Raw genomic sequence first — 6,561 nt, 5'->3', positions numbered from 1 at the left:
CTTAGGTAAAAATCGATTGTATTTCCTTTTGAATCAACAGCACGATACAGGTACATCCATTGACCTTTTACTTTGATATATGTTTCATCGACTCTCCAGGAGTCATTTGTTTGTTTAAGGTGACGTCGGATTCGTTTGTCCAATTCAGGACCGTACTGATGAACCCAACGCATAATCGTTGTATGAGAAATGGATAAGCCCCGTTCCTCCATCATTTCCACTAAATCACGAAAACTGAGGTTGTACCGTAGGTACCATCTTACCGTTAACAAAATAATATCAGGCTGATAATGTTTCCATTTGTATAAATTTTCCTTTTCCATACCGATCACGCACCTTCTTTAGATTAGTAGTATCAGTATGTCCAAGATTTGTAGATTTATTGCACCAGAACCCGTTAAAATCTGCGATACGATTCAATCTTAATTTAGTTGTTTTATAGAAATATTTCTGGTTTTCAGAAAACAATAATCGGAATATTCATTGTTTTCTATATTATTTTTAGAAAATAATCCCATTAATAGGAGTGTTATGATTTAATTGTTAGTCAATATCTCATTTTTAGAGCGTTAGTGTCTTTGAGGAAGTCTAAGCAAGTTATTGATTTCATTACCATCACAAACGAACTGCAAAAAAAGAATGGGATTGAAGAGGCGGGAGAAGTCTCGTATCCCACTCAATTAGTTTCTATCGTCCCTATTTAGTAAACTTAAGGAGCTCGTTTTTATGAAAACTACCGAATCAAAAAGTCTATGGGGAAATACAATTTATTTACAAGTTTTCTCTGCGTATTCACTGCTTATGCTCGGAGTATTTATTGACATGTTAGCCATTATGACCATTGTTAGTTTTGAATGGGAAGTAGACCCCACCATGATTGGATTAATTCCCGTTGCGTATGCACTTCCTGGGATTATATTTAGTTCATGGGCAGGCGTGATTGCTGATCGCTTTAGAAAAATTCCAATTATGATGTTTTGTAATCTAATGGTTGGTTTATTAACAATTGTTCTTTTATTTGTCCAAACTATTCATTGGCTTTTGTTAGCATTAATGATTCGTTCCATTTTCACCGTTTTTTATTATCCTGCACAGCAAACACTAACACGACAGATTGTTTCTCCTGATCTGCTTACCAAAGCGGTAAGTATCAATGGGATAGTTGAGCAAGGAACCAAGATACTGGGCCCACTTATAGGAGGAATGTTACTGAGCTGGTTTCAGCCAGAGTTTTGTCTGATTATAAGGGCAATATGCTGCTTACTAGCTGCTTTGGTTCTGTTGCCCACAATAAGGTTACAGGAATCTCTGTCAAGAGAACATATAGAAAAGAAACAGCAAAGTACTTGGACTGCTTGGTTACAAGGCTGGGGTTATGTATTATCCAATCGGATGATATTATCAACCATGATTTTCTTTACAATAGCTATGGCAGTATTACAATTAGTAGACTCACAGTTCCCTACTTTATTTAAAAGCTTGTTCCCAAATGATAAGAGTAAAATGGGATACATCATTTCTATTATTGGTCTTGGGGGAATAATTGGCGCATTCTTAACTCAGAAATTAAAACATTTTCAATATGGTTGGGTAATATGTGGAGGTATTGCTTTAATGGGAATTGGCTTTGGGGGCATTAGTCTGATAACTCTGATAAATCCTGGTGCATCCCTCATTTTTGCCTATCTGATTAGTTTTATAGCTGGTATTGGAAGTGGACTTATGCTTGTATCCAATCAAGTCATTCTACAAATAGAATCTCATCAAGAACAGGTCGGAAGAGTATTTGGGATTCAAAGCAGTTTAGCAAATGCAGTCCTCATTATTTCTCCTGCTATGAGCGGTCCACTGGTTCACTTTTTCGGAGTAATTGAACTCTATTTTTATGTGGGTATTGGGCTCATCATCATTGGAGTAATTGGGGTTTCACTACAGAAATATATATGGGTTAAACATAAGCAAGAACCTATAAGAGTAAATAATTTTTGAAGGGAAGATTTTTTATGGCCAATGAAGAATGTTATCCGTTAAGTCATCCACAGAGGAGAATATGGTATACAGAAGTTATTCATTCCGGTAAAGGGATATGTAATTTAAGGTTTTTGTTTAAACTTCATAGAAAAATGGACTATTCAAAATTAAATCGAGTTGTGAATCGTGTTATTAGTGAAAATGATGGTCTTTGCATCAGATTAAAAGAAAATGGGCATCAGGAACCTGAACAATATTTTATTAAACATGAAGAACAAGAATTTGAGTTTTTCGATTTCAGTTCCGTGGAGGATTCAGATTTGCTTGAGAAATGGATCGAGCAGAAAACAAAAGAAACGTTTACATTATTTAATTCGGATTTATACTATTTCGCTTTAATAAAATTAAACGATAATGAATGTGCAGTCTTTGGGAATGTTCATCATATTATCATGGATGGTTTATCAATCCAAATATTTACCAGTCAGATTGCAAAATATTATTATGAGATGCATAACGAGACTGAGGAAGGCGAAATTAGAAATTCATATGTTCAATTTCTGGCCAATGAACAAACATACTTGAATAGTATTCGCTTTCAAAAAGATCAAAAATTCTGGTTAGAGGAATTTAAAACAATTCCATCTGTGACGGGATTGAAGCCTTATAATACGTACCAAGTTAGTACCAAAGCATCACGTGAAACGTTTATATTATCGGAGCATTTGAAGAGAAAGATAGAGTTATTTTCTGACGATTATAAATTAAGTGTATATTCTCTTTTTGTTGCTGCTTTCTCATTGTCTATGTGTCGGTGGACCTCATCGCTTGATATTGCATTAGGAATGGCTTATGGCAATCGTATGACTAAAACGGAACGGGAATTAATTGGAATGATGGTGAGTACGGTTCCTCTAAGAATGGATATCGATCCAGAAGAAGAAGTACTTTCATTTATTGGTAGGGTGTCCAGAAAACAAAGTAAATCATTACGACATCAGAAATACCCATTTGATTTGTTATTAAAGCAGATTAATAAAGAGAATAACAGCAATGTTAGACTTTTCGGAACTACGATTGATTATAGAGATCGTGATGAAAGTGGTGACTCACTTTGGATTCCAAATGGTGAAGAAATGCAAGATTTTGCAGTACATATTGAGAATTTGACTGATATAGACTCTTTACAAGTACATATTGACTATCGTAAAGAGCTATTTTCTAAAGAAGAGATAAACCGCTTTTTTAAAACCATGTTAGCAGTAATAGAAAATACATTTAAAAACCCAAAGCAAAAGGTTTCTGAGATTGAAATTATTTCAGAAGAAGATAAAAGAAAAAGTTTAGTAGAGTTCAACAATCCTAAGCTTGATTTTCCACCTCAAGTAACTATTCATGAATTGTTCGAACAGCAAGCGATGATTTATCCAAATTCTATTGCAGTTACGTATGAAAAAGGAAAAGTTACTTATAGGGAGCTAAATGAACATGCAAATCAGTTAGCTCATTATCTGCAAAAAAAAGGAGTAGGACCTGATACTTTAGTTGGGCTGTGCGTTGAACGTTCTCTAGAAATGATTGTAGGTATTTTAGGGATTTTGAAGGCTGGTGGAGCCTATGTTCCACTTGATCCAACATATCCAGAGCAGCGACTTCAATATATTTTAGAGGATGCTGGCATTCAGTTATTCGTAACGCAAGAAAGTTTAAAAGAATTGAAATGGTTACCAGAAAATATAAAATCGATTTGTCTTGATCGTGATCGAGATGAGATTGAGCAAGAAAGTAAGACTTTACCGATTTCTAATGTAAATCCTCAACACCTAGCTTACGTAATCTATACTTCGGGATCAACAGGGAATCCAAAGGGCGTTATGATAGAGCATCACAATGTCATTCGTTTATTTAAATCGATGGACTGTTGGTATCAGTTTAATGAAAAAGACACTTGGACGCTTTTTCATTCTTATGCATTTGATTTCTCAGTATGGGAAATTTGGGGAGCATTATTATATGGTGGGAAATTAGTTGTTGTTCCGTACTGGATTAGTCGATCGCCCAAAGATTTTTATCAATTGTTGGTAGATGCAGAAGTCACAGTTCTAAATCAAACACCTTCCGCATTTCGACAGTTAATACAGGTGTGTGAACAAGAAGATGAGAATAAAAACTTGCAGCTGCGTTATGTGATATTTGGTGGAGAAGCGTTAGAACCTATTAGCTTGTTACCGTGGTTTCAAAGGTATGGGGAGAAAAAACCGCAGCTAATTAATATGTATGGAATTACAGAAACTACCGTTCATGTTACATATTATCCAATTACTCAAGATGATGTGCAGCATGCTTCAAGAAGTAATATCGGAAAGCGGATTCCAGATTTAGAAGTGTATATACTAGACGCTTATCAACAGCCTGTACCTATAGGTGTAGATGGTGAGCTTTATATTGGCGGGGCAGGGCTTGCACGTGGGTATTTAAATCGACCTGAATTAACTGCAGAGCGCTTTATACCTCATCCATTTAGTAGTGATCCGAAAGCAAGATTATATCGGACAGGAGACTTAGCAAGGTATTTGCCAGATGGGAATCTGGATTATCGTGGAAGAATTGATCATCAGGTCAAAATACGTGGTTTCCGAATTGAGATTGGGGAGATTGAGTCTACTTTAAATGCATATGCATCTATAAAAGAGGCTGTTGTAATTGTTCGAGAAGATCAACCGGGTGACAAACGATTAGTAGCATATGTTGTAGGAGATGGAAATGTAGGTGCGTGGCGAGAGTATCTTAAAGCGAAACTACCAAGCTATATGGTCCCTTCGAGATTTGTGACGATGGAAGCCATTCCACTAACAGCTAACGGTAAAGTTGATCGTGAGGTCTTACCTATGCCGGAGGAAGAGCAGACTAACAGTGAAGCTGTTGCCCCTCGGAATAGTAACGAAAAGATACTGGCTACCATCTGGAAGCAAGTATTAGGTGTTAAAAAGGTAGGAATCCATGATAATTTCTTTGAAATTGGTGGCGACTCGATTCTCAGTATTCAAATCATATCTCAAGCAAGTCAAGAGGGATTAAAACTTACTCCAAAGCAAATGTTTGAATGCCCAACCATTGCCGAGTTGGCACAAGTGGCTATAGAAACTCAGGGAGTACAAGCGGAGCAGGGAATTGTGACAGGAGAAGTGCCCCTTACTCCAATTCAGTACTGGTTCTTCGAGCAAGAACATTCACGTCCGGAGCATTGGAATCAATCGATGCTTTTAAGAGTAAAAGAGAGATTGGACGTGAAGTTACTAGAAGGAGCGATCTTAAACTTACTAAAACATCATGATGCTTTACGTTTCCGGTACGAACAGTTACCAAATGGAACGTGGAGGCAGAGAAATGAAGGGACTGATGAGCATTCTGTACTTCATGTGGTAAAACGGAACAAAGCTAATGAACAAGCGTGGAATAAAATAATACAAGAAGAGATGAACATTACTCAAACTAGTTTCAATTTAGTTACAGGTCCGTTAATGAGAGTAGTTTACTTTGAGGACACCTTGTCTGGAAATGATCGAATATTCTGGTTGATTCATCATTTAGTAGTAGATGGAGTATCGTGGAGAATTCTATTGGAAGATTTACAGGCGGTATATAACCAGATGAAACAAGGTCAAGGAGTTCGCCTACCTGCGAAAAGTACATCTTTTAAAGAGTGGTCGGAACGCCTGCAGGCATACAGTGATTCGGGTATTTCAAAAGAAGTACAAGATTATTGGAATGAACGGGTAGAAAAAGAAACGATGAAAATTCCAATGGACTATCCAATGCAAGAAACAACAGAAGAATCGATTGATCAAGTGACGAGGACTTTAGGAGTAGAAGAAACACATGCATTGTTACAAGAAGTTCCAGTGACTCATAAGACAAGGATTAATGAGGTACTATTGGCGGCATTAGGACAAGCTATCGTCGATTTTACAAATCAGCAAACGGTTTCTATTCATCTAGAAGGACACGGGAGAGAAGAGATGGTTGAAGGTATTGATCTATCACGGACAGTGGGCTGGTTCACGAGTATTTATCCTGTTCATCTGAATTTTCAAGGAACTAAAACACCTATTGAAGGATTAAAGGCTGTAAAAGATCAATTGCGTCAAATTCCGAATCGTGGAGTTGATTATGGTATTTTACGTTACTTGAAAAAAGAATTACTTCCGTTTTATCAGCAAAAGCCTTCAATAAGCTTTAACTATTTGGGCCAATTTGATCAAGTGTTTTCAAAGGAATCTTTGTTTATGCAAGAGACAGGGTTTACATTTTTAGATCATGCTCCAGATTCCAAGCCATCGCATCTAATTGATGTTATCGGTATGGTAAAAGATGAGAAGTTACATTTTGTTTGGATATATAGTAGAGAACAGTTTTCTAGATTAACAATTCAAGCGATAGCAGATGGTATGTTGAGGCATCTTCGTCAACTTATAAATAAACCAACAACAGAGTCAGCTTTTACAGTATCAGATTTTGCTGATGCTGAGGATCTTACGGAAGAAAGCTTGAGCAAAGTATTACTTAAATTAACAAAGAAGAGGGTGTAAA

Annotated in this window: 3 protein-coding genes and 1 pseudogene; 3 read left to right on the top strand and 1 reads right to left on the bottom strand. The window is 36.6% G+C overall.

All coding sequences use genetic code 11. The annotated features are described in order from the left end of the window. A pseudogene (locus AC1DS7_RS26960) lies at window positions 1–323 on the bottom strand (IS6-like element ISBwe2 family transposase); the annotation flags it as partial. A 216-nt stretch (window positions 324–539) separates the two neighbouring features. On the opposite strand from AC1DS7_RS26960, the gene AC1DS7_RS26955 reads away from it, so the two are divergent. From AC1DS7_RS26955 to AC1DS7_RS26945, 3 genes are read left to right on the top strand one after another with little or no spacing between them, the layout of a single operon-like run. Next, window positions 540–704, top strand: a complete 165-nt coding sequence (locus AC1DS7_RS26955; RefSeq protein ID WP_105590078.1) for a DnaB-like helicase N-terminal domain-containing protein — start codon at window positions 540–542, stop codon at window positions 702–704. Between the two features lie 22 nt (window positions 705–726). Then, entirely contained in the window at window positions 727–1,989 is a 1,263-nt protein-coding gene (locus AC1DS7_RS26950; RefSeq protein ID WP_002144016.1) for an MFS transporter, read from the top strand. A gap of 14 nt (window positions 1,990–2,003) precedes the next feature. Beyond that, entirely contained in the window at window positions 2,004–6,560 is a 4,557-nt protein-coding gene (locus tag AC1DS7_RS26945; RefSeq protein ID WP_476999319.1) for an amino acid adenylation domain-containing protein, read from the top strand. Window position 6,561 lies beyond the last annotated feature (1 nt).

Source organism: Bacillus sp. P4_E1 (genome assembly GCF_056401715.1).
The sequence above is the reverse complement of the archived record's forward strand: the minus strand, read 5'-3'. Positions and strand labels throughout refer to the sequence as shown.